Raw genomic sequence first — 21,820 nt, forward strand, 5'->3', positions numbered from 1 at the left:
AGGGTTGTGTCAGGCCCGGCGAATGCAGGGCTCAGACCGCAGCCTTGCGGCGTTCCCAGGCTTGGGGATTGACCAGGTTGGCCGGGCGTTGTCCGGCCAGGGCCGCCAGCAGGTTGTCGACCGCGCAGCGGGCCATGGCCTCGCGGGTCTCGAAGGTCGCCGAGCCGATATGCGGGGTGGCCACCACGTTGTTCAGCTGCAACAGCGGCGAGTCGTGGCCCAGGGGCTCGCGCTCGAACACATCCAGACCGGCCGCGCGGATCCGCCGCTGCTGTAAAGCCTCGATCAGCGCCTGTTCGTCCACCACCTTGCCCCGGGAAATATTGATGAAGATGCTCTCCGGGCGCATCAGGGCGAACTCTTCGCGGCCGATCAGGCCCAGGGTCTGGTCCGTCAGCGGCAGGGTCAGGCAGATGAAGTCAGCCTGTTGCAGCAGCTCCGGCAGGCTGCAGTAGCGCGCGCCGAAACGCTGCTCCACCGCCGGCTTCGGGCTGTTGCTGTGGTAGAGCACCGGCATGCCGAAGCCGAAATGACCGCGCTGGGCCAGGGCTTCGCCGATCCGCCCCATGCCGATGATGCCCAGGGTCTTGCCGTGCACGTCGCTGCCGAAATGCAGCGGGCCGATATTGCGGTTCCACTGGCCGGCGCGCACCAGGTTGGCCAGCTCCACCACGCGCCGGGCGCTGGCCAGGATCAGGGTGAAACCGGTGTCGGCGGTGGTTTCGGTGAGCACGTCCGGGGTGTTGCTGAGCAGGATGTCGCGTTGGGTCAGGTAGTCGATGTCGTAGTTGTCGACGCCCACCGACACGCTGGCCACGGCTTCCAGCTGCGGCGCCAGGTCCAGCAGTTCGGCATCCAGGCGCAGGCTGGCGCCGAGCAGGCCCTGGGCGGCGGGCAGGGCGCCGCGCAGCTTGGCCAGGCCCTGGGCGCTGAGGTCTTCGATCAGGGTCACCTGGGCCTGCTCATGCAGGCGGGCCATCAGGGGCGGCGAGAGTTTCTTGTACAGCACGACCTGTTTTTTCATGGGGTTCACCTTGTTCGATTCAGGAATGCGCCAGGCGGCGAGGTACCGGCAGTGCGGTGCGACTGCGGTCGCTGGCGCCCGGGTTGAGGAATATGGTCAGCAGCACCGACAGCAGCAGGGCGCCGCTCATCAGCAGGTAGGAAGCACCCGGCGAACCGGTGGCGCTGTTCAGGTAGCCCACCAGGTAGGAGCCGCCGAACGAGCCCAGGGCGCCCATGCTGTTGATCAGCGCCATGGCGCCGCCGGCGACGTTGGCCGGGAGGATCTCCGGGACGATGGCGAAGAACGGTCCGTAAGGCGCGTACATGCAGGCGCCGGCGATCACCAGCAGGGTATAGGACCACCAGAAGTGCTCGGCGCCCAGCAGGTAGGAGCCGTAGAAGGCGAAGGAGGCGATCAGCAGCGGCGGCCAGACGAAACGCTTGCGCTTCTGGATCCGGTCCGAACCCCAGGACACCCCGAGCATGGCGATCACCGCGGCCAGGTAGGGCAGCGCCGACAGCCAGCCGGCCTCGACCATGTCCATCTGCGCGCCGTGCTTGAGGATCGACGGTAGCCACAGCACGAAACCGTAGACGCCGATGCTCCAGCAGAAGAACTGCAGGGCGAGGATGATCACCTTGGGCGAGCGGAAGGCCTCGGCGTAGTTCTTCACCGCCTTGATGCCCACCTGTTCGGCGGCCAGGGCGCTTTCCAGGTCGTGTTTTTCCTGGTCGCTGAGCCATTTCGCCGCGCTTGGGCGGTCATCGGCCAGGCGCCACCAGATAAAGGCCCAGAGCACCGCCGGCAGGCCTTCGATGATGAACATCCAGCGCCAGCTGAAATGCTCCACCAGGTACCCCGAGACCACCGACATCCAGAGCATGGTCACCGGGTTGCCGAGGATCAGGAAGGTGTTGGCCCGCGAGCGTTCGGCCCGGGTGAACCAGTGGCACAGGTAGACCAGCATCGCCGGCATCACCGCGGCCTCGACCACCCCGAGCATGAAGCGGATGGCGATCAGCATGTAGGCGTTGGACACCACGCCGGTGAGGGTGGCCAGGCCGCCCCAGAGGATCAGGCTGACGAAGATCAGCTTCTTCACACTGTGTTTTTGCGCGTAGATAGCCCCCGGTACCTGGAAGAAAAAGTAACCGAGGAAGAACAAGGCGCCGAGCAGGGACGACAGCCCCGGGGTGATCATCAGGTCGGCGGCCATCCCGGAGGCGGCGGCGAACCCGTAGTTGGCGCGGTCCAGGTACGCCAGGCTGTAGGTGATGAACACGATGGGCATGATGTACCACCAGCGGCGGGTGGCGAGTTTCAGCGTTTGCATAAGGGTGCTCCTGAGCTTGTTGTTTTTGTCGCAACAGGTAACGCGTTGGTTCAGTGGTTGTATGGGGTGTTCAAGGGCCGATCGCGAGCAAGCTCGCTCCTACAGGGGGCGACGCNCCGCGCAGCGGCCACGGGCAATTCATCGCGAGTCGGCAGGCCCTCCATATCGCCCCGGCTCTGCACCGCGCGGCTGCCGATCCAGTTGGCGCGCTGCACCGCCTCGGCGACGCTGTGGTTTTCCAGCAGGGCGCTGATCAGGCCGACGGCAAAGCCATCGCCGGCCCCCACGGTGTCGACCACCTGGGTCACCGGCACGGCCTCGACGAAACCTTCGTGCAACTGGGTGCGGTAGTAGGCGCCATGGGCACCGAGCTTGATCGCCACGGCCTCGACGCCCTGGTCCAGGTAAAACGCGGCGATGTCGGCCGGGTCTTCATAACCGGTCAGCAGGCGGCCTTCGCTCAGGCCCGGCAGCACCCAATGGGCGAGCACGGCCAGGCGGTTGATCTCGTGGATCATCAGCTTTTCGCTGCCCCACAGGCTGGGCCGCAGGTTCGGGTCGAAGGACACACTGCGGCCGGCCGCGCGCATCTTGCTCATCAGGCTGTGGGACAGGTCCCGGGCCGAGGTCGACAGCGCCGGGGGAATGCCGGTGGCGTGCAGGTGACGGGCGCGCAGCAGCTCGGGGGCGATGTCGGCGACGCTCAGGTGGCTGGCCGCCGAACCGCGGCGGAAGTACTCCACCCGCGGATCGTCGCCGTGCTCTTCCAGGGACTTGAGCTGGAAACCGGTGGGATAGCGCGGGTCGGTGGCGACGAAGCGGCAGTCCACGCCTTCGGCCTGCAGGCTGTCGACGACGAAGCGCCCCAGGGAGTCGGCGCCGACCCGGCTCAGCCAGCCGACCTTGAAGCCCAGGCGCGACAGGCCGATGGCCACGTTGCTGTCGGCGCCGGCGATGCGTTTGTGGAAGTGGCCGACCTGGGCCAGGTCGCCGCTCTGTTCGGCGACGAACATCGCCATGGTTTCACCGAACGACAGGATATCGAGCTCAGACATGGGCGTGCTCCAGGCGGGACTGGCCAAGGCGGGCGAGGGTGGCGACATGTTCGCGGGTCAGCTGCACCAGGTCTTCGCCTTGCAGCGGGTATTCCACGGCCCGGGTAACCCCTTGAGTCATGTGTCGCAGCAATTGTTCCCACAGATGCAGGTCGGCCATGCCCGGCGGTATCGCCACCAGCTTGCCGTCGGCGCGCCGGGCCACGGCCTTGCAGTGCACGTAGCCGACATAGCGGCCGAGCAGGCGCGCGGCGGTGGAGGCGGACTGGTCCTGCCATTGCCAGTTGCCGATGTCGAAGGTCATCTGCACCGGCAGGCGGTGGCGCTCGACCTCGGCGAAGAAGCGCTGGAAGGGTTCGATGCGCCCGCCGTGCAGGGTCTGGTCGTTTTCCACCAGCAGTTGCACCGGGGACTGCGCCAGCAGCAGGGCCAGCTGGGGCAGGTCGTTGTGCTCGGTGAAATACCCCAGGGACACCTTGAGGCTTTTCGCGCCGAAGGCTTCGGCCCGTTGCAGCGCCTGCTCCAGCAGCGGGTTGGCCCGGGAACGCCCGGCCACCCAGAGTTCCAGCGGCGAAGAAAACACGCTTTCCAGTTGTCGCTCGCGGGTGGCCTGGGCCAGCTGGGACGGGTCTTCGACGGTCAGCAGCTCTTCGCGCCACTCGATGCGCGACGCGCCAGCGGCGGCCAGCACTTCGATGAAACTGCCCTGGCCCTGCTCACGGACGCGCTCGGCGCCGTAGCTGGAAAGGCTGATGGAGACAGGCGATTTATTCATGGTCATGGCCTCTGAAACCGGTTTCATTTCTTCTCAAAAAAAAGCCCCCAAAAAGAAGCTCGTTTCCCTATCTTCATGCCTGCGCGATCCCTTGTAGCCGCTGCCGAGCGCAGCGAGGCTGCGATCGAGGCCGAAGGACTCGCCAGGCAGGCACCGTGTTTCCCCCGTTCCTGCGAGGTGTCAGGTTTTGCGGCAACTGCGTTGCCGATCGCAGCCTCGCTGGCTCGGCAGCGGCTACACCGGCACCGCGATTCCCGACTCGATCAGTGGTTACAGGGCCCCTCGTTGCCGGGTGGAGCCGCGGACGATCAGCTCGGCCGGGAAGTCCAGCACCCGCAGCGGCTCGACATCGCCGCGCAAGCGCTTGAGCAGGCACTCGAAGGCGCTGGCGCCGATGCGCTCGGTAGGCTGGGCGAGGGCGGTGATGCCGCTGCCCACCAGCGGATACCAGTCGAGGTCGTCGAGGGCGATCAGGCCGATTTCGTCGAACAGTGGGCAGCCCAGCTCGCGCAAGGCTCGGGTCGCGGCCAGGGCGGCGACGCCGTTGGCGCAGAACAGGGCTTTCGGCCCGGGGCCGGGGGCGGCAAGGAACTGTTGCAGCTGCCGGTGTAGCGTGGCGCCGGTTTCCACCACCGCGCCTTGCAAGGTCGGGCGCTGCTCGATCTGCGCCTTGAAACTGTTGCTGCGTTCGAGCCGCGAGCTGGTGCCGTCATAGGGTTCGCTGACCAGCAGCAGGTCGCGATAGCCGCGCTCTTGCAGGTGTTCGATGGCGCTGCGCACGGCTTGCGGGTTGTCCAGGCCGACCAGGTCGCTGTGCAACTGCTCGACCTTGCGGTCCACCAGGACCATGGGCATTTCCCGATGCAGTTCGCGCAGTTCGTCCAGATGATGGCCGAGGGTGTTCACGATCAGGCCTTCGATGTTGTACGAGCGCAGGTTGGCCAAGTGCTGGCGCTCCTGCTCGTCGTCGCGGTCGGTGTTGCACACCACTAGGCTGTAGCCGTGCTGGCGGCAGGCGGTTTCCACGCCATGCATCACGGCAATCGAATAGGGGTTGCGGATATCGGCCACCAGCATGCCGATCAGGCGCGTGCGCCCGCGTTTCAGGCCGCGGGCCATCTGGTTCGGGCGGTAGCCCAGTTCGGCTATCGCCTGTTCGATGCGCTGGGCGATGGCATCGGAGAGCAGGGCGCGGTCTTCGCCGATAAAGCGCGACACGCTGGCCTTGGAGACCCCGGCACGTTCGGCGACATCGAGCATGGTGACGCGGCTGCGCTGGGCGGCGGAAAAACTGTTCACGGGCGGCGACCTGTCATTGGCGTTCTTGTTATGGGCGTATCCGGTTTCAGGTGCGACGTTCTGCCGCATCGCTGAAACCGGTTTCAGGAAACAGCAAAGCGCTTTCGCCGTCAAGCGCGATCAGCGTCAGTGGGATGAAAAAAATGTCATGGGGCCGATCGCTGGCGGTCTTCTTTGGCAGAGGAGGCGTCTGGCACCTGCGTTGCAGGTGATCGCGGGCAAGCCTCGCTCCTACGGGGGGAAGTCATGCNCGATAAGGGCCACGCGGTCTTGCTGAATAACGGCTATTCCAGGCTCGCACGCAGGTAATCGAGCAAGGCGCCATACAGCGCATCCACCTCCGGCGCCAGGCCCCGGGCCCGCAGACAGCCATGCACCAGGCCGAGGCCCGGGTACAGCTGGCTGTGGCCGCCGGCGGCCAGCAGCCGCTGGTGATACAGCTCGCCGTCGTCGCGCAGCGGGTCGAACTGCGCCAGGGCGATAAAGGCCGCAGGTAGGTCGCTGAAGTCGGTGGCCAGCAAGGGCCGGGCGTAGGGCGAGCGCTGGGGCGGGCCGGGCAGGTACAGGGCCTGGTAGGCGTCCAGGTCGTTGCTGCCGAGCAGGGGCGCGTCGGCGCACTGGCTGCGCGAGGGCAGGTCGGCGGCGCCACCGAGGCCGGGGTACAGCAGCACCTGGGCGGCGGGCAAGGGCTCGCCGGCATCGCGCAGGGCCAGGCACAGGGCCGCGGCGAGGTTGCCGCCGGCGCTGTCGCCGATCACCAGCTGCTGTCGGGGATCCAGGGCAAAGGGGCTGGCGCCGGCCTGCAAGGCGCGCCAGACCGCCAGGCAATCGTCGAAGGCGGCGGGGAACGGGTGTTCGGGCGCCAGGTGGTAATCCACGGCAATCACCAGCACCTGCAACTGCGCCGCCAGGTAGGCGGTGATGAAGTCGTGGGAATCCAGGTCGCCCACCACCCAGCCGCCTCCGTGCAGGTACAGCAGGCAGGGCCAGCCGTCTACGGGCATCGAGCTGGCGGGGCAATAGGCGCGCACCGGGACCCCGGCCAGTTGTAGGTCGCTGACTTGCAGGCCGTCGGGATGGGGCGGAGTGAATGCGCGGCACATGCGGTTGTAGCTGTCGCGCCAGCCCTTGAAGCTGCTGTCGGGGCTGGTGAAACTCTCCGTCTTGGCGACGAAGGCGGCGAGTTGGGGGGAGAGCGGGTAGTGGCGCATGGGCGGGGGATATCCGTTGTCGGGGAGGGCGCTATCGCGGGCAAGCCTCGCTCCTACAGTGGCGAGGCTGGCTTGCGATATGGCTATTTCAAGCTGGCCTGCACGGCGGCCACGCCATCCTTGCCGTCGAAGCTGCTGACCCCGGCCAGCCAGCGTTGCAGGTCTTCGGGGTGCTCGCGCAGCCATTGCCGCGCCACGTCCTGGGGCGTCTTGCGCTCCATGATCGGCACCATCAGCTGGCTTTCCTGGGCCGCGGTGAAGGTCAGGTTTTGCAGCAGGCGCTGGACGTTGGGGCAGCGCTCGGCGTAGTCCGGCGCGGTGACGGTGGATACGCTGGCCGCGCCTTCGTTGGGCCCGTAGACGTCTTCGCTGCCAGTCAGGTAGGCGATCCGCATATTGATGTTCATCGGGTGCGGGGTCCAGCCGACGAAGACCACGAACTCCTTGCGGTTGATCGCCCGTTGCACCGCCGCCAGCATGCCGGCCTCGCCGGACTCCACCAGCTTGAAGCCCTTGAGGCCGAAACGGTCAGTGTCGATCATGGTCTTGATGGTGGTGTTGGCGCCGCTGCCGGGCTCGATGCCATAGATCTTGCCGCCCAGTTGCTCCTTGAAGCGGGCGATGTCGGCAAAGGTCTTCAGCCCCGCGGCGGCGACATAGTCGGGCACGGCGAGGGTGGCCTGGGCGTCGGCCAGGCTCGGTTGATCCAGGACCTTGACCTGCCCGGCCTCAAGGAACGGCGCGATGTTCTTGTCCATCGCCGGTTTCCAGTAGCCGAGGAAGATGTCCAGGCGCTTGTCGCGGATGCCGGCGAAGATGATCTGCTGCACGGCGCTGGTCTGCTTGCTGTCGTAGCCCAGGCCGGTCAGCAGCACGTCGGCCATGCCACTGGTGGCGATGACATCGGTCCAGTTGACCACGCCCATGCGCACGGTCTTGCAGGAAGCGGGCTCGCTGGCCCAGGCATTGGCGCTGAGCAGCAGGGCGCCACAGAGAAGTGGGAGACAAGGCTTGAACAGGGTTTTCATCACAGGGTCTCGTCCGGCAGGTCGTTATTGTCAGGGGCGGCGTCTTGTTGCGCCGTGGGGGTCTGTACGAAAAGTGGCTGCGCTCGGCCATGCTGCGTTAAAAACAGGCTCGGAATGCTCATTTAGGCCCCTAAACTCCGCTTCCTCGCCTGTTTTTGCCTTGCCTGGCCATCGCTCGCCGACTTTTCGTACAGACCCCTGCACCACTTTAGGTAACCCTGGCCGCTATGAAAGCGCCCTGAGGCGACCGCCTCTTGCACTGGGGCGACTCAGTTCAGGCCCACAGGCTCGCCCAGGCCGAGGCCAGCAGCAACAGCGCCATGCCCTGGTTGAAACGCTGCATGGCCCGCGGCGAACGCAGCAGCCTGGCGGAGCCGGCGCCGAGCAGCGCCCAGGTGCCCAGGCAAGGCAGGGACACCAGGAAAAACACCAGCGACAGGTACAGCACCTGGCCCTGGCGTTCGCTGCCGTTGCCGGCGAACACGCTGACCACGGCCAGGGCCATCATCCAGGTTTTCGGGTTGACCAGTTGCAGGCTGGCGGCGCCGAGCAGGCCCAGGCGCCTGTGGCTGGTGTCCGCTTGTGGATCGAGGAATGGCGCCGGGGCGCGGAAGATCTGCCAGGCCAGGTAGCTCAGCCAGATCACCCCGGCCCAGCGCATGGCGCTCGGCAGCCCGGGCACCTCCATCAGCGTGCGGCCGAGGCCGCTGCCCACCAGCATGACGATGCCGGCGGCGGCCACGCAGGCGCCGAGCACGATCGGCAGCGCGGCCTTGAAACCGTAGCGGGCGCTGTTGCTCAGCACCAGGATATTGGTCGGCCCCGGGGTGATGGAGGCGACGAAGGCAAACAGCAGGAAGGGCAGCAGGCTGGGCAGGGAAGACAACATGGCGGGCAGGCTCCGGTGAAGATCGAGGGAAGCGATCTTCGCCGGTGCCGGTTCAGGCGTCTGGAAGGTTTGAGCAGCGCTTGCGATAGGCCGCCGGGGTCAGGCCGTAGGCGCGGACGAACCAGCGGCCCATATGGCTCTGGTCGGCAAACCCCAGGGCCATGGCCACCTCGGCCGGCTGTTCGCCGCGGGCCAGCAGGCGCCGGGCCTTGGCCAGGCGCAATTGCACCAGATAGGCATGGGGCGGCAGGCCATAGGCGGCCTTGAAGGCACGGGTCAGGCGGAAGCGGTCGACGCCGCAGACCGCGCCCAGCTCGTCCAGGCTGATGTCCTGCTGGGCATGGGCATGCAGGTAGTCGCGGGCCTTGCGGGCCACCAGGGGCAGGCGTGGATCTTCGCGGTAGCGCTTGCGCCAGTGCAGGTGGCCGGTGAGCTGGTCGAGCAACTGGTCCATGGCGCTCTGGCGGACGATGCGCAGCTCGCCGTGGTGCAGGCTGTGGAAGGCATTGCTGGTGGCCTGGGCCAGGCGCTGGTCGCTGGCCAGGATGCTGCCGAAACCCAGCTGGCTGTCGGCCGGCGCCTCTTCGAACAGCGCGCTCAGTTCAGGCTCCAGCCACTGCGGGTCGAGGTACAGCGTGCGGTAGGTGAAGCCGCCCTCAGTGGGGGCATCGCCGTCGTGGATTTCCCCGGGTTCGAGCAAAAACACCTTGCCCGGGGTGCTGTGAAAGCGCTCGCGCCGGCAGTGGAATTGCTGCACGCCTTCTTCGGTCACGCCCACCAGGTAGCGGTCATGCCAGTGGGGATCGTAGGCATGCCCGGTGAAATGGGCGCGCAGGGTTTCGATGCCGGTGTCGGCATCCTGGGCCAGGTCGATCCAGTTGTGCGCGTTCATGGAATATCCGTGACAAGGGCGGGAACGCCAGTTAACGCCCGCCGGCCGGGGCAGATCTAGAACATTTGTGCGGCATCAACCGAACAGCCCGGCGGCGATGTTGATGGAAAACCCGAGGATCGCGGTGTTGAACAGGAAACCGATCAGCGACTGGGCCAGGACGATCTTGCGCAGTTCACGGGTGGCGACACCGACGTCGGAGGTCTGCACCGCCACGCCGATGGTGAAGGAGAAGTACAGGAAGTCCCAGTAATTGGGGGTGGTCAGGCCTTCGGCGAAACGCAGGGCCGGTTCCTTGCCGCCCCAGGTGTAGTAGAGGCGGGCGTAGTGCACGCTGAAGATCACCCCGATCAGCAGCCAGGAACCCAGTACCGTCAGGCCGGTGAAAGCGTAGTGCAGCAGGCGCCGGCCGGTTTCCAGGTCCTTGCTGCCGGCCAGCGAGACGGTGATGGCGGCGAGGCTGGCGATGGCCGCGATGCAGACCATGAACAACACCAGCCCAGCGTTTTCGTCCTCGACCTCGGCGATGCGTTTCACATCGTCGGCCTTGGAGCGCGCGGTGAGCCAGCACATCAGCGCCAGGTAGCTCCAGACCCCGGCGTTCCAGCCGATGAGAATCTTGCTGATCAGCAGGTCGGCCGGTGCCAGGATGCCCACCGCCAGGCCGATCAGGGCGCCGAGGGTCAGGCGAGGGTGGGTACGTACAAGAAGCGACATGACGGCTCGCTGTGGCGGATTTGCGCAAACCTTAGCATGCCGGCCCTGTGGCCGCAGAGGAGGGAGCCCCCGTGGCTACATAGGTCTTCTGTAGGAGCGAAGCTTGCTCGNGCGATGTGACGGATGCATCGCCGCTACGCGGCTATCGCGAGCAAGCTTCGCTCCTACAAAACGGTGTTCATTCCTTCCTTGTGCTGGCGGCGCCTGACCAGCCGCATCACCACCACGAAGAACACCGGCACGAACACCACTGCCAGGGTCGCGGTGATCATGCCGCCGATCACCCCGGTGCCGATGGCCTGCTGGCTGGCCGAGCTGGCGCCGCTGGCGATGGCCAGGGGCACCACGCCGAGGATGAACGCCAGGGAAGTCATGACGATCGGCCGCAGGCGCAGGCGCGCGGCCTGCACGGTGGCGTCCACCAGGTCGTGGCCTTCGTCGTACAGGCTCTTGGCGAACTCGATGATCAGGATCGCGTTTTTCGCCGACAGGCCGATGATGGTGATCAGCCCGACCTTGAAGAACACGTCGTTGGGCATGCCGCGCAGGGTCACCGCCAGCACCGCGCCGAGCACGCCCAGGGGCACCACCAGCAGCACCGAGGTCGGAATCGACCAGCTCTCGTACAGCGCCGCCAGGCACAGGAACACGATCAGCAGCGACAACCCCAGGAGCAGCGGCGCCTGACTGCCGGACAGGCGTTCCTGCAGCGACAGGCCGGTCCATTCCTGGCCCAGGCCGGCCGGCAGCTGGCTGACCAGGCGCTCGATTTCCGCCATGGCCTCGCCGGTGCTGTGGCCCGCGCTCGGCTCGCCGGAAATGCTCACGGCCGGGTAGCCGTTGTAGCGGGTCAGCTGGGTCGGGCCCTGGGTCCAGCGCGCCTGGGCGAAGGCCGACAGCGGCACCATCTTGCCGAGGTTGTTGCGCACATGGATCTTCAGCAGGTCTTCCACCTGGCTGCGCCGGTCGCCCTCGGCCTGGACCACCACCCGCTGCATCCGCCCCTGGTTGGGGAAGTCGTTGATGTAGCTGGAACCGACCGCGGTGGACAGCACATTGCCGATGTCGGCAAAGGACACGCCCAGGGCATTGGCCTGCTTGCGGTCGACTTCCAGGTGCACCTGCGGCGCCTCGGCCAGGGCGCTTTCGCGCACGTTGACCAGGATCGGGCTCTTTTCCGCGGCGGCCAGCAGCTCGGTGCGGGCCTGCATCAGCGCGGCATGGCCGAGGCCGCCGCGGTCCTGCAGACGGAACTCGAAGCCGCTGGAGGTGCCCAGGCCGTCCACCGGCGGTGGCAGCACGGCGTAGGACACCGCGTCCTTGATTTCACTGAAGGCGGCATTGGCCCGGTCGGCGATGGATTGCGCCGAATCGTCGCCGCCGCGCTGCGACCAGTCCTTGAGGGTGGTGAAGGTCAGCGCGGCGTTCTGCCCACTGCCGGAGAAGCTGAAGCCGAGAATCACCGTGCTGTCGCCGACCCCGGGCTCGCTGGCGTTGTGCACCTCGATCTGCTCCACCACCTGGATCGTGCGGTTCTTGCTCGCCCCCGGTGGCAGCTGGATGTCGGTGATGGTGTAGCCCTGGTCTTCCACCGGCAGGAACGAAGAGGGCAGGCGGCTGAACAGCAGCCCCAGGCCCACCAGCAGCACGCCGTACACCAGCAGGTAGCGTCCGCAGCGTTTCAGCGCATAGGCGACCCAGCGCTGGTAGCCGTCGCTGAGGTTTTCGAAGCGCCGGTTGAACCAGCCGAAGAAGCCGCTCTTTTCATGGTGCTCGCCCTTGGCGATCGGCTTGAGCAGGGTGGCGCACAGGGCCGGGGTCAGGGTCAGGGCGAGGAAGGCCGAGAACAGGATCGAGGTGGCCATCGACAGCGAGAACTGCTGGTAGATGACGCCCACCGAACCCGGCATGAAGGCCATCGGCAGGAACACCGCCACCAGCACCAGGGTGATGCCGACGATGGCGCCGGTGATCTGCTGCATCGCCTTGCGCGTCGCGTCCCGGGGCGACAGGCCCTCGCTGGCCATGATCCGCTCGACGTTCTCCACCACCACAATGGCATCGTCCACCAAGATGCCGATGGCCAGGACCATGCCGAACATGGTCAGCACGTTGATCGAGAAGCCCAGCGCGAGCATGGTGGCGAAGGTGCCCATCAGCGCCACCGGCACCACCAGGGTCGGGATCAGGGTGTAGCGAATGTTCTGCAGGAACAGGAACATCACCGCGAACACCAGCAGCATGGCTTCGCCCAGGGTGTAGACCACCTTGGTGATCGAGACCTTGACGAAGGGCGAGGTGTCGTAGGGGATCTTGTATTCCACGCCGGCCGGGAAGTAGCGCGCCAGCTCGTCCATCTTCGCCCGGATCAGGGTCGCGGTGTTCAGGGCGTTGGCCCCCGGCGACAGCTGCACGCCGACCGCGGTGGAAGGCTTGCCGTTGAGGCGGGTGGAGAACTGGTATTCCTGGCTGCCGACTTCCACCCGGGCGACGTCGCCGACGCGCACGGTGGAGCCGTCCGGGTTGGCCCGCAGGACAATGTCGGCGAACTCTTCCGGGGTCGACAGCTGGCCCTTGACCAGCACCGTGGCGGTGATTTCCTGGGTCGAGCTGCCCGGCAGGTCGCCGATGCTGCCGGCCGAGACCTGGGCGTTCTGCGCGACGATCGCCGCGTTGACGTCGGCCGGGGTCAGGTTGAAACCGATCAGCTTCTGCGGATCGATCCACACCCGCATGGCCCGCTCGGCGCCGTACAGCTGGGCCTTGCCGACCCCGTCCAGGCGGCGGATCTCGTTCATCACGTTGCGCGCCAGGTAGTCGCTGAGCGCCACGTCGTCGAGCTGGCCGTCGTTGGAGGTGAGGGTGATCAGCAGCAGGAAGCCGGCCGAGACCTTTTCCACCTGCAGGCCTTGCTGGGTCACCGCTTGCGGCAGGCGCGGCTCCACCACCTTGAGGCGGTTCTGCACGTCGACCTGGGCCATTTCCGGGTTGGTGCCCGGCTGGAAGGTGGCGGTGATGGTGGCGCTGCCCAGGCTGCTCTGGGACGAGAAGTACAGCAGGTGGTCGGCGCCGTTGAGCTCTTCCTCGATCAGGCTGACCACGCTTTCGTCCACGGTCTGCGCCGAGGCGCCCGGGTACACGGCGTAGATCTCGATGCTCGGCGGGGCGACGTCGGGGTACTGCGCCACCGGCAACTGCGGGATGGAGAGGGCGCCGGCCAGCAGGATAAACAGGGCGACCACCCAGGCGAACACCGGACGGTCGATAAAGAATTGCGGCATGAGGGTTCCTACCTAGTGTCCAGTGGTCTGGGCAAGGGGAAGAGGGCTGTCGTCGATCTGCACCTTTTCGCCCGGACGGGCGTGCTGCAGGCCCTCGACGACGATACGGTCGCCGGCCTGGAGGCCTTCGCTGACGATCCAGCGGTCCTGTTGCGCGGCGCCCAGTTGCACCGGGCGCTGCACCACCCGCTGCTCGGCATCCACCAGCAGCACCTGGGCGATGCCGGCGCTGTCGCGCTGGATGGCGCGCTGCGGCACGCTGATGCCCTGGCGGTTCACCGCCTGCTCCAGGCGCACGCGAATGAAGCTGCCGGGCAGCAGGTCGAGGTCCGGGTTGGGGAACTCGCTGCGCAGGATGATCTGGCCGGTGCTCGGGTCGACGCTGAGGTCGGCGAACAGCAGCTTGCCCGGCAGCGGGTAGAGGCTGCCGTCGTCCTGGATCAGCGTGGCCTTGGCCTGGTCCTGGCCGACCTGCTGCAACTGGCCGGCGCGGAAGGCCCGGCGCAGGTCGTTGAGCTCGCGGGTCGACTGGGTCAGGTCGGCGTGGATCGGGTCCAGTTGCTGGATCAGCGCCAGCGGCGTGGTTTCGTTCTGGCCCACCAGCGCGCCCTCGGTGACCAGGGCGCGGCCGACGCGCCCGGAAATCGGCGCGGTGACGGTGGCGTAGCCCAGGTTCAGCCGGGCGCGCTGCACGGCGGCCTGGTTGGCCGCTACCTCGGCGGCGGTCTGGCGCGCGTTGGCCCGGGCGTTGTCGTATGCCTGGGCGCTGATGGCCTTGTCGTCGATCAACTGGGCGTAGCGCTGTTCCTCCAAGCGGGCCTGGAAGGCGTTGGCCTCGGCCTTGCGCAGGCTGGCCAGGGCGCTGTCGAGGTCGGCCTTGAACGGCGCCGGATCAATACGGAACAGCACATCGCCCTGTTTGACGTCGGTGCCTTCGCGGAAGGTCCGTTGCAGCACCACCCCGGCCACCCGTGCGCGAACCTCGGCGACGCGCGGCGCGGCGATGCGCCCGCTCAGTTCGCTGCTGATCGACAGCGGGCGAGTCTCGATGGTTTCGACGCGGACCTTGGCCAATGGCGCCTGTTCTTCGGCGGTGGAGGCCTTGTCACAAGCGCTCAGCGCAGCTGCCAGCAACAACAGGCAGAACGGCGCAAACAGGTTTTTCGACATGCTGATACCCCAATGATGACTGCGGCATGCTAAGGGCATGCTGCAAGAACCGCTGTGAAGCTATGTAGGTGCTGTGTGAAAAAGTGTGAAGTGAATGCTCGGGTTCGCGCGAGGTTGTATATCCTTTACGACCTTAACTTAGTCACCGCTGTCTGATGAGCGCGTTGCGCTCGATCGCGAGCAAGCTCGCTCCTACAGTTTTGCAGGTTGCTCCTCTGTAGGAGCGAGCTTGCTCGCGATGAAAGAATCATCGGTCACCACTGCATTTCCTGGACTCCCCATGCCCAACATCCTTCTGGTCGAAGACGACCCCGCGCTTTCCGAACTGATCGCCAGTTACCTGGAGCGCAACGGCTATCAGGTCAATGTCATCAGCCGCGGCGACCAGGTGCGTGAACGGGCGCGGGTCAATCCGCCGGACCTGGTGATTCTTGACCTGATGCTGCCCGGCCTGGACGGCCTGCAGGTCTGCCGCCTGCTGCGGGCCGACTCGGCGTCGCTGCCGATCCTGATGCTGACCGCCCGTGATGATAGCCATGATCAGGTGCTGGGTCTGGAAATGGGCGCCGACGATTATGTGACAAAGCCTTGCGAGCCGCGCGTGCTGTTGGCGCGGGTGCGCACCCTGTTGCGCCGCAGCAGCCTCGGCGAGCCGCAGACCGCCAGCGACCGGATCCTCATGGGCAACCTGTGCATCGACCTGTCGGAGCGCACCGTGAGCTGGCGCGACCAACTGGTGGAGCTGTCCAGCGGCGAATACAACCTGCTGGTGGTGCTGGCCCGGCATGCCGGTGAGGTGCTGAGCCGCGACCAGATCCTGCAACGCCTGCGGGGCATCGAGTTCAACGGCACCGACCGCTCGGTGGATGTGGCGATCTCCAAGCTGCGGCGCAAGTTCGACGACCACGCCGGCGAGGCGCGCAAGATCAAGACCGTGTGGGGCAAGGGCTACCTGTTCAGCCGTTCCGAATGGGAATGCTGAATCGATGCTGAAAATCCTGATCCGCCTGTACCTGGTGACCATCGTCTCCTACAGCGCGGCGATCTACCTGGCCCCCGAGCTGGTGGTGAGGGCCTTCCACGAGCGGTTCCTGACCTACAACCTGGATTACTCCCGCGGCCTGCAAACCCTGATCGTCAAACAGTTTCACAGCGTGCCCGCGCAGCAGTGGCCGGCCCTGGCCGCGGAGATGGACCAGGAGTTCCAGCCGCTGCACATAGTGCTGACGCGCAACGACGATGACGAATTCACCCTGTACGAGCGCGAACGCCTGCAGCGCGGCGAGAACGTGGTGCGGGTCGGCGACTGGGGCTGGCGCACCCTCGCGGTGGCGCCGCTGAACGAGCAGATGGCGGTGCAGATGGTGGTGCCGCCGGACCCGATCGACGTCAGCCTGCTGTACTGGAGCATCAACGTGCTGATCGGCGCGACCATGCTCGCCTGCCTGCTGCTCTGGCTGCGGCCGCACTGGCGCGACCTGGAGCGCCTGAAACACGCCGCCGAGCGCTTCGGCAAGGGCCATTTGAGCGAGCGCACGCAGATCCCCTCCAGTTCCAACATCGGCAGCCTGGCCAATGTCTTCGACACCATGGCCGGCGACATCGAAAACCTGCTGAACCAGCAACGCGACCTGCTCAACGCGGTGTCCCACGAGCTGCGCACGCCCTTGACCCGGCTCGACTTCGGCCTGGCCCTGGCGCTCTCCGACGACCTGCCGGCCACCAGCCGCGAACGCCTGCAAGGGCTGGTGGCGCACATTCGCGAGCTGGACGAGCTGGTGCTCGAACTGCTGTCCTACAGCCGGTTGCAGATCCCGGCGCAGTTGCCGGAGCAGGTCGAGGTGTCGCTGGACGAGTTCATCGACAGCATCCTTGGCAGCGTCGACGACGAGCTGGAATCCCCGGACATCGTCATCGATGTGTTGCTGCACGGCAGCCTGGAGCGTTTCACCCTCGACCCGCGGCTGACCGCCCGGGCGATCCAGAACCTGCTGCGCAACGCCACGCGTTATTGCGAAAAGCGCATCCAGGTCGGGGTGCATGTCAGCGACAGCGGCTGTGAAATCTGGGTCGACGACGATGGCATCGGCATTCCCGACGACGAGCGCGAGCGGGTGTTCGAGCCGTTCTACCGCCTGGACCGCAGCCGCGATCGCGCCACCGGCGGCTTCGGCCTCGGCCTGGCGATCAGTCGTCGGGCCCTGGAAGCCCAGGGCGGGACCCTGACCGTCGAGGCCTCGCCGCTGGGCGGCGCACGTTTCCGCCTGTGGCTGCCGACGCCGGCCTGAGCCATGCCGGGCATTCCCGCGACTATCTGGGAGTGCTCGGCAAGTGCCTTTATAGAAGGTGTTGAATCAGCACAGCGCGGTCGGCTGCAGCTCGCTGGCCTTGATCAGGTTCACGCCCGCCGCGCGCATCTGCCGGGTGGCCTTGTCCAGCGAGCCGTCCATATTGATGGCCCGGCAGGCGTCGACTATCACGAAGGTATTGAAGCCCGCTGCCCGCGCATCCAGCGCCGACCAGGCCACGCAGTAGTCCAGGGCCAGCCCCACCAGGTACACCGTATCGATGCCGCGCTGGCTCAGGTAGCCGGCCAGGCCGGTCGTGGTGGTGCGGTCCGCCTCGACGAAGGCCGAATAACTGTCGATATCCGGATTGCAGCCCTTGCGCAGGATCAGCTGGGCGTGGGGCAGGTTGAGTTTCGGGTGCAGTTCGGCGCCACGGCTGGCCTGCACGCAATGGTCCGGCCACAGCACCTGCGGGCCATAGGGCAGCTGGATGATGTCGTTCGGCGCGTGGCCTTCGTGGCTGGAGGCGAACGAAATATGCCCGGCCGGGTGCCAGTCCTGGGCGATCACCACCTGCTTGAAGTGGCCGCCCAGGCGATTGATCAAGGGCACGATCTGGTCGCCCTCCGGCACCGCCAGCGCGCCGCCGGGGATGAAGTCGTTCTGTACGTCGATGACCAGCAGCGCCTTGCGTGAGCGACGGCTGCTGGAGGTTTTGGTCGTAGGCATGTGCAAGCTCCCTGAGGTTGAACGATCAGTCCATTCTCCGAGAGCATAGCGCGCCCCGTCCAGGGCACCGCTCCGCCGGTCAGGGCATGGGCACCACCTGACGTCAGGTCTTGCGGCCAGCGGCAATGAGCTCTTCGTAGCGTCCCTGTTGGGCCAGGCCATCGGCGTAGCCGGCGCGCTCGGCGTCCGGCAGCCGGGTGGTGCGCTGGCTGACGCAGCGCTGGTTCTTGCTGTCCCAGACCTGGCCGTCCGGGCAGTTGGCGGCGGCCGCCAGCAAGGTTGTCAGCAGGCCGCCAGCGAGCAGCAGCGGGGCGCCGAAGGCGAGGGGACGGATGTTCATCGCGCAGTCTCCATTCGGATAGCGGTCCCCCCATTAAAGGTCCGTCGCCCTGGCCGCGCAGCCCAAACTGACAGATTTTTCATGCCGTCAGTCGCCTCGGCGGGGCTATGCTGGGCAGCATTGGCCAATGACCTGGAGGCGACCGATGAAAGACCCGCAACCTTCGATCCATCACGCTGCCGCCGACGGCTACAAGGGTGCGGCCGACACCTACGTGCGTGGCCGCCCGGACTACCCGCCGGCGCTGGACCAGTGGCTGCGCACCCGCCTGGGCTTGCAGGCGGGCCAGGTGGTGGTCGATCTCGGCGCCGGCACCGGCAAGTTCACCGGGCGCCTGTTGGCCACCGGGGCGCGGGTGATTGCCGTGGAGCCGGTGGCGCAAATGCTCGCCAAGCTCGCCGCCAGCCAGCCCCGGGCCGAAGCCCTGAGCGGCACCGCCACCGCTATTCCGCTGGCCGATGAGTCGGTGGACGCCGTGCTCTGCGCCCAGGCCTTTCACTGGTTCGCCAGCCATGAGGCGTTGAGCGAAATCGCCCGGGTGCTCAAGCCGGGCGGCCGCCTGGGCCTGGTGTGGAACCTGCGCGATGCGCGGGTGCCCTGGGTGCAGCGCCTGGACCGGATCGTCAACGCCCTGCAAGGCGACACGCCGCGCTATTACACCGGGGCCTGGCGCCAGGCCTTTCCCCACCCGCGGTTCACGCCCTTGCAGGAACAACACTTCAGCAACAGCCACAGCGGCGCGCCGGAGAACGTGATTTTCGACCGGGTGCGCTCCACCAGTTTCATTGCCGCCTTGCCGGATGCAGAGCGGGCGCAGGTCGACTGGCAGATCGCCGACTTGATCGCCGCGGAGCCGGAGCTGCGGGACAAATGCGTGGTCAGCGTGCCTTACGAAACCGCGGCGTTCTGGGCCCACAAAATCCCGTGATCCCGCAATCCCCCAGCCCGCAATCTTCCTGTAGGAGCGAGCTTGCTCGCGATGAGCGCAAAGCGCTCAATTCCCAACCTGCGCGTACTCATGGATAGAACGGGTGATTTTCAAGGCGAGCGCTACGCGCTCTATCGCGAGCAAGCTCGCTCCTACAAGGGGCCGCTGTGTTGCCTGCCAGTCCCGGTTTTGGCCGATGCGCTGCCTTACTGCGCGGCACGGGCCCTTGCTATAGTTCGGGCCTCATTTTTTTGCCCGGTAAGGAATGCTGCCATGTCCGAATATCAAGCCTTTCGCGTCGAACTTGCTGACAACATCGCCCATGTGCAGATCAACCGTCCGGAAAAGATCAACTCGATGAACGCCGCGTTCTGGAGCGAGATCATCGAGATCTTCCGCTGGATCGACGACACCGACGCGGTCCGCGTGGTGGTGCTCAGTGGTGCCGGCAAGCACTTTTCCTCCGGCATCGACCTGATGATGCTGGCCGGCGTGGCCAACGAACTGGGCAAGGACGTCGGGCGCAACGCGCGCCTGCTGCGGCGCAAGATCCTGCAGCTGCAGGCGTCCTTCAATGCCGTCGACAACTGCCGCAAGCCGGTGCTGGCGGCGATCCAGGGTTACTGTCTGGGCGGCGCCATCGACCTGATCGCCGCCTGCGACATGCGCTACGCCGCCGCGGACGCGCAATTCTCGATCAAGGAAATCGATATCGGCATGGCCGCCGATGTCGGCACTTTGCAACGTTTGCCGCGTATCATCGGTGACGGCATGCTGCGCGAACTGGCTTACACTGGACGCACCTTCGGCGCCGAGGAAGCGCGCAGCATCGGCCTGGTCAATCGCACCTACGCCGACAGCGAAAGCCTGCTCGACGGCGTGATGGGCATTGCCCGGGAAATCGCCAGCAAGTCGCCGATCGCCGTCAGCGGCACCAAGGAAATGATCAGCTACATGCGCGACCATCGCATCGACGACGGCCTGGAATACATCGCTACCTGGAACGCCGCCATGCTGCAATCCACCGACCTGCGCGTGGCCATGGCCGCCCATATGAGCAAACAGAAACCTGAATTTCTGGACTGATTGAACATGACTTCACGCTGGACCACCGCAGTACTGGATATCGACCTTCCCGGCGGCTGGGCCGTGGCCCACGGCCCGCAGGGCTTTCTGTTCGACGACAACGGCGCGCTGTTCCCCCGCGAATGGCTCAAGCGCCAGGACCTGCCGATCCTTGCCGAGCACGGCATCGGCCACCTGGATGGCGAGCCGGTGTACCTGCTGGAACTCAAGAGCGTTTCCGAGGTGCCGGGCTGCAACTGGAAAGGCCTGCGGGCGTTCATGCTCGACGGCGACCACACCCTGTACAAGGTCCTGGGCTATGCCGCGCAGATCGGCACCTGGGCTCGCGAGCATCGTTTCTGCGGCAACTGCGGCCAGCCCATGACCCAGGTGGTGCGCGAGCGGGCGATGTACTGCGAGCCCTGCGACCTGCGCAGCTACCCGCGGATTTCGCCGAGCATGATCGTGCTGATCACCCGTGGTGACGAGGTGCTGCTGGCGCGGTCGCCGCGTTTCGTCCCCGGGGTCTACAGCACCCTGGCCGGGTTCGCCGAGCCGGGCGAGTCGGCCGAGGACTGCCTGGTGCGCGAGGTGCGCGAAGAGGTGCAGATCGAGGTCAAGAATATCCAGTACATCGGCAGCCAGTGCTGGCCGTTCCCGCATTCGATGATGCTGGGTTTTCATGCCGAGTACGCTGGAGGCGAGATAGTGCCGCAGGAGGACGAGATCGAGGATGCGCAGTGGTTCAACGTGCATGCGTTGCCGCCGCTGCCGGCGTCGCGCTCGATTGCCCGTTACCTGATCGATCTGTATGTGGCCCGGCGCCTGGGGTTGGCAGAGCCTGTATTGCCGGGTTGAGCACCGGCTGGAAGGAAGCTGGAAGAAAATAGCGCGGGCGAATCCACTGGGTTCGCCCGCTGTCGTTTCAGCGGCTCAGACGGCGCTGAACCAGTGCTGCCAGGCCAGGCGCACGGTCAGGCCCAGGACCACGGTGATGAACACCGGGCGAATGAATTTCGCGCCGCCGCTGATGGCGGTGCGGGCGCCGAAGAAGGCGCCGACCATCAACGACAGGCCCATGCTCAGGCCAATGGCCCAATCCACCTGGCCCGAGAAGATGAAGATCGACAGTGCCGCGGCGTTGCTGACGAAGTTCATGCTGCGCGCCACGCCACTGGCCTTGACCAGGTCGATGGGGTAGAGCAGCAGGCTGCTGACGGTCCAGAAGGCGCCAGTGCCGGGGCCGGCCACGCCGTCGTAGAAACCTAGGCTGAAGCCCTGGGTCGATTGCCACTTTTTCTTGATCGGCGCTTCGCTGTCCAGGGGGGCTTTTGGCGTGCCACCGAATAGCAGGTAAACGCCGCAGGCGAAGACGATCACCGGCAGCATCTTGTTCAGCCATTCGGCCGGCAGGTAATGGGCCACCACCGCGCCGGTCAGCGCGCCCACCAGGGTGCCGACTATGGCGTGGGTCCATTGCCGCGGGTGGAACAGCTTGCGCCGGTAGAAGGTGAAGCTGGCGGTGGCCGAGCCAAAGGTCGAACTCAGCTTGTTGGTGCCCAGCACCAGGTGCGGCGGCAGGCCGGCGGTGAGCAGCGCGGGCGTGGTGAGCAGGCCGCCGCCGCCGGCAATGGCATCGATAAAGCCGGCAATGAAGGCGACGAGGGCAAGAATGGCGAGGGTGGTCAAATCTACGCTGAGTTCGAAAGGCATGGGATCGACTTATTTCGGCGGGGCGCAGAAGAGCTGCGCGAAAGGTCGGTATCTTACCCATAACCTTTCACGCCCGCGACCGTCCCAATTCTGTAGGAGCG

At 66.2% G+C, this 21,820-nt stretch carries 20 protein-coding genes; 5 read left to right on the forward strand and 15 right to left on the reverse strand.

Annotated elements, in window-relative coordinates:
- Positions 1-31 precede the first annotated feature (31 nt).
- The 12 genes from ACTJKT_RS26335 to ACTJKT_RS26390 form a co-directional block, all read right to left on the reverse strand.
- Positions 32-1,024, reverse strand: coding sequence for a 2-hydroxyacid dehydrogenase (locus ACTJKT_RS26335; RefSeq protein WP_440789137.1), 993 nt, complete (start codon positions 1,022-1,024; stop codon positions 32-34).
- Between the two features lie 19 nt (positions 1,025-1,043).
- The gene (locus ACTJKT_RS26340) at positions 1,044-2,339 is read right to left on the reverse strand and encodes an MFS transporter (protein WP_440789138.1); all 1,296 of its coding nucleotides are present in this window, start codon (positions 2,337-2,339) and stop codon (positions 1,044-1,046) included.
- Between the two features lie 50 nt (positions 2,340-2,389).
- Positions 2,390-3,394 carry a sugar kinase gene (locus ACTJKT_RS26345; protein ID WP_440789139.1) on the reverse strand — a complete coding sequence of 335 codons (1,005 nt, stop codon included), beginning with the start codon at positions 3,392-3,394 and terminating at the stop codon, positions 2,390-2,392.
- Positions 3,387-4,169 carry a sugar phosphate isomerase/epimerase family protein gene (locus ACTJKT_RS26350; RefSeq protein ID WP_440789140.1) on the reverse strand — a complete coding sequence of 261 codons (783 nt, stop codon included), beginning with the start codon at positions 4,167-4,169 and terminating at the stop codon, positions 3,387-3,389. Before ACTJKT_RS26350 ends, ACTJKT_RS26345 begins: the two co-directional genes overlap by 8 nt.
- Positions 4,170-4,439: 270 nt before the next feature.
- Positions 4,440-5,468: a LacI family DNA-binding transcriptional regulator gene (locus ACTJKT_RS26355; protein ID WP_440789141.1), complete on the reverse strand. Its 1,029-nt coding sequence runs from the start codon at positions 5,466-5,468 to the stop codon at positions 4,440-4,442.
- Positions 5,469-5,752: 284 nt separating this feature from the next.
- Entirely contained in the window at positions 5,753-6,679 is a 927-nt protein-coding gene (locus tag ACTJKT_RS26360; RefSeq protein WP_440789142.1) for an alpha/beta hydrolase, read from the reverse strand.
- Positions 6,680-6,762: 83 nt separating this feature from the next.
- On the reverse strand, positions 6,763-7,707 hold the full coding sequence (locus ACTJKT_RS26365; protein WP_210691233.1) for a choline ABC transporter substrate-binding protein: 945 nt from the start codon (positions 7,705-7,707) through the stop codon (positions 6,763-6,765).
- Positions 7,708-7,981: 274 nt separating this feature from the next.
- Positions 7,982-8,596 (reverse strand): LysE family translocator, encoded by a 615-nt coding sequence (locus ACTJKT_RS26370; protein ID WP_440789143.1) that lies wholly within the window; start codon positions 8,594-8,596, stop codon positions 7,982-7,984.
- A 52-nt stretch (positions 8,597-8,648) separates the two neighbouring features.
- Positions 8,649-9,488 (reverse strand): AraC family ligand binding domain-containing protein, encoded by an 840-nt coding sequence (locus tag ACTJKT_RS26375; protein ID WP_440789144.1) that lies wholly within the window; start codon positions 9,486-9,488, stop codon positions 8,649-8,651.
- Between the two features lie 75 nt (positions 9,489-9,563).
- A complete protein-coding gene (locus ACTJKT_RS26380) occupies positions 9,564-10,205 on the reverse strand; it encodes a DUF1345 domain-containing protein (RefSeq protein ID WP_440789145.1) in 642 nt (213 codons plus the stop codon).
- A 164-nt stretch (positions 10,206-10,369) separates the two neighbouring features.
- Positions 10,370-13,486: an efflux RND transporter permease subunit gene (locus ACTJKT_RS26385; protein ID WP_440789146.1), complete on the reverse strand. Its 3,117-nt coding sequence runs from the start codon at positions 13,484-13,486 to the stop codon at positions 10,370-10,372.
- A gap of 12 nt (positions 13,487-13,498) precedes the next feature.
- Positions 13,499-14,656, reverse strand: a complete 1,158-nt coding sequence (locus ACTJKT_RS26390; protein ID WP_440789147.1) for an efflux RND transporter periplasmic adaptor subunit — start codon at positions 14,654-14,656, stop codon at positions 13,499-13,501.
- A 280-nt stretch (positions 14,657-14,936) separates the two neighbouring features.
- Here ACTJKT_RS26390 and ACTJKT_RS26395 point away from each other — a divergent pair, with 280 nt between their 5' ends.
- Together ACTJKT_RS26395 and ACTJKT_RS26400 are read left to right on the forward strand one after the other, a co-directional pair.
- Entirely contained in the window at positions 14,937-15,638 is a 702-nt protein-coding gene (locus ACTJKT_RS26395) for a response regulator transcription factor (RefSeq protein ID WP_007926528.1), read from the forward strand.
- 4 nt (positions 15,639-15,642) lie between these two features.
- The gene (locus ACTJKT_RS26400; protein WP_440789148.1) at positions 15,643-16,944 is read left to right on the forward strand and encodes an ATP-binding protein; all 1,302 of its coding nucleotides are present in this window, start codon (positions 15,643-15,645) and stop codon (positions 16,942-16,944) included.
- A gap of 66 nt (positions 16,945-17,010) precedes the next feature.
- On the opposite strand, the gene pncA is transcribed toward ACTJKT_RS26400, so the two are convergent.
- Both pncA and ACTJKT_RS26410 read right to left on the reverse strand, forming a co-directional pair.
- Positions 17,011-17,673: a bifunctional nicotinamidase/pyrazinamidase gene (gene pncA / locus ACTJKT_RS26405; RefSeq protein ID WP_025808671.1), complete on the reverse strand. Its 663-nt coding sequence runs from the start codon at positions 17,671-17,673 to the stop codon at positions 17,011-17,013.
- A 103-nt stretch (positions 17,674-17,776) separates the two neighbouring features.
- Positions 17,777-18,013, reverse strand: coding sequence for a hypothetical protein (locus tag ACTJKT_RS26410; protein WP_440789149.1), 237 nt, complete (start codon positions 18,011-18,013; stop codon positions 17,777-17,779).
- A 145-nt stretch (positions 18,014-18,158) separates the two neighbouring features.
- Here ACTJKT_RS26410 and ACTJKT_RS26415 point away from each other — a divergent pair, with 145 nt between their 5' ends.
- The 3 genes from ACTJKT_RS26415 to nudC all read left to right on the forward strand — a co-directional run bounded on the left by ACTJKT_RS26415 (position 18,159) and on the right by nudC (position 20,864).
- Positions 18,159-18,941: a class I SAM-dependent methyltransferase gene (locus tag ACTJKT_RS26415; RefSeq protein WP_440789150.1), complete on the forward strand. Its 783-nt coding sequence runs from the start codon at positions 18,159-18,161 to the stop codon at positions 18,939-18,941.
- Positions 18,942-19,214: 273 nt separating this feature from the next.
- Positions 19,215-20,027 (forward strand): crotonase/enoyl-CoA hydratase family protein, encoded by an 813-nt coding sequence (locus ACTJKT_RS26420; RefSeq protein WP_025808673.1) that lies wholly within the window; start codon positions 19,215-19,217, stop codon positions 20,025-20,027.
- A gap of 6 nt (positions 20,028-20,033) precedes the next feature.
- On the forward strand, positions 20,034-20,864 hold the full coding sequence (nudC, locus tag ACTJKT_RS26425) for an NAD(+) diphosphatase (RefSeq protein WP_440789151.1): 831 nt from the start codon (positions 20,034-20,036) through the stop codon (positions 20,862-20,864).
- Positions 20,865-20,939: 75 nt separating this feature from the next.
- Here the strand turns inward: nudC and ACTJKT_RS26430 are convergent, their stop codons facing one another.
- Positions 20,940-21,719 (reverse strand): TSUP family transporter, encoded by a 780-nt coding sequence (locus ACTJKT_RS26430; protein WP_009044159.1) that lies wholly within the window; start codon positions 21,717-21,719, stop codon positions 20,940-20,942.
- Positions 21,720-21,820 lie beyond the last annotated feature (101 nt).

This window comes from Pseudomonas sp. 22526, assembly GCF_052044735.1.
Classification (GTDB): domain Bacteria; phylum Pseudomonadota; class Gammaproteobacteria; order Pseudomonadales; family Pseudomonadaceae; genus Aquipseudomonas; species Aquipseudomonas piscium.

What these genes read in the sequence shown, in the direction of transcription:
- ACTJKT_RS26400 (WP_440789148.1), top strand. Translation starts at nt 15,643, where the DNA reads ATGCTGAAAATCCTGATCCGCCTGTACCTGGTGACCATCGTCTCCTAC.
- ACTJKT_RS26390 (WP_440789147.1), bottom strand. Translation starts at nt 14,656, where the DNA reads ATGTCGAAAAACCTGTTTGCGCCGTTCTGCCTGTTGTTGCTGGCAGCT.
- nudC (WP_440789151.1), top strand. Translation starts at nt 20,034, where the DNA reads ATGACTTCACGCTGGACCACCGCAGTACTGGATATCGACCTTCCCGGC.
- ACTJKT_RS26365 (WP_210691233.1), bottom strand. Translation starts at nt 7,707, where the DNA reads ATGAAAACCCTGTTCAAGCCTTGTCTCCCACTTCTCTGTGGCGCCCTG.
- ACTJKT_RS26395 (WP_007926528.1), top strand. Translation starts at nt 14,937, where the DNA reads ATGCCCAACATCCTTCTGGTCGAAGACGACCCCGCGCTTTCCGAACTG.
- ACTJKT_RS26335 (WP_440789137.1), bottom strand. Translation starts at nt 1,024, where the DNA reads ATGAAAAAACAGGTCGTGCTGTACAAGAAACTCTCGCCGCCCCTGATG.
- ACTJKT_RS26340 (WP_440789138.1), bottom strand. Translation starts at nt 2,339, where the DNA reads ATGCAAACGCTGAAACTCGCCACCCGCCGCTGGTGGTACATCATGCCC.
- ACTJKT_RS26410 (WP_440789149.1), bottom strand. Translation starts at nt 18,013, where the DNA reads ATGAACATCCGTCCCCTCGCCTTCGGCGCCCCGCTGCTGCTCGCTGGC.
- ACTJKT_RS26430 (WP_009044159.1), bottom strand. Translation starts at nt 21,719, where the DNA reads ATGCCTTTCGAACTCAGCGTAGATTTGACCACCCTCGCCATTCTTGCC.
- ACTJKT_RS26370 (WP_440789143.1), bottom strand. Translation starts at nt 8,596, where the DNA reads ATGTTGTCTTCCCTGCCCAGCCTGCTGCCCTTCCTGCTGTTTGCCTTC.
- ACTJKT_RS26360 (WP_440789142.1), bottom strand. Translation starts at nt 6,679, where the DNA reads ATGCGCCACTACCCGCTCTCCCCCCAACTCGCCGCCTTCGTCGCCAAG.
- ACTJKT_RS26350 (WP_440789140.1), bottom strand. Translation starts at nt 4,169, where the DNA reads ATGAATAAATCGCCTGTCTCCATCAGCCTTTCCAGCTACGGCGCCGAG.
- ACTJKT_RS26385 (WP_440789146.1), bottom strand. Translation starts at nt 13,486, where the DNA reads ATGCCGCAATTCTTTATCGACCGTCCGGTGTTCGCCTGGGTGGTCGCC.
- ACTJKT_RS26375 (WP_440789144.1), bottom strand. Translation starts at nt 9,488, where the DNA reads ATGAACGCGCACAACTGGATCGACCTGGCCCAGGATGCCGACACCGGC.
- ACTJKT_RS26380 (WP_440789145.1), bottom strand. Translation starts at nt 10,205, where the DNA reads ATGTCGCTTCTTGTACGTACCCACCCTCGCCTGACCCTCGGCGCCCTG.
- pncA (WP_025808671.1), bottom strand. Translation starts at nt 17,673, where the DNA reads ATGCCTACGACCAAAACCTCCAGCAGCCGTCGCTCACGCAAGGCGCTG.
- ACTJKT_RS26415 (WP_440789150.1), top strand. Translation starts at nt 18,159, where the DNA reads ATGAAAGACCCGCAACCTTCGATCCATCACGCTGCCGCCGACGGCTAC.
- ACTJKT_RS26420 (WP_025808673.1), top strand. Translation starts at nt 19,215, where the DNA reads ATGTCCGAATATCAAGCCTTTCGCGTCGAACTTGCTGACAACATCGCC.